Source organism: Streptomyces violaceorubidus, assembly GCF_000717995.1.
Lineage (GTDB): Bacteria > Actinomycetota > Actinomycetes > Streptomycetales > Streptomycetaceae > Streptomyces > Streptomyces violaceorubidus.
The window spans coordinates 1-211 of record NZ_JODM01000254.1 but is presented as its reverse complement, the minus strand read 5'-3'; the positions used below and the strand labels follow the sequence as shown (position 1 = coordinate 211).

General features: G+C 77.7%; 1 protein-coding gene. It reads right to left on the bottom strand.

Annotated features, from left to right (window positions below):
- Positions 1 to 211, bottom strand: a 211-nt coding sequence (locus tag IE94_RS37050) for a hypothetical protein (protein WP_157849478.1), incomplete at both ends; no start/stop codon positions are given.

The window sequence follows — 211 nt, the reverse complement described above, 5'->3', positions numbered from 1 at the left end:
CGCTCAGTGCCTGCGGGGACATCCCCACACTCTGCGGATCGATCCCCGACTGCCGGGCGGCCCACGCCCCGTACCACTGCGGCAGAACCCCGCCGTCGACCAGCGGCCACAACCGGCGCTGCCCGGCGGGCCGGCCCAGCTCCGCGGACAGCGCTCCCGCGAGCTCGGCCCGCACCTGCCGCCCCGACAGCACGCGCCCGCTCGCGTCCAC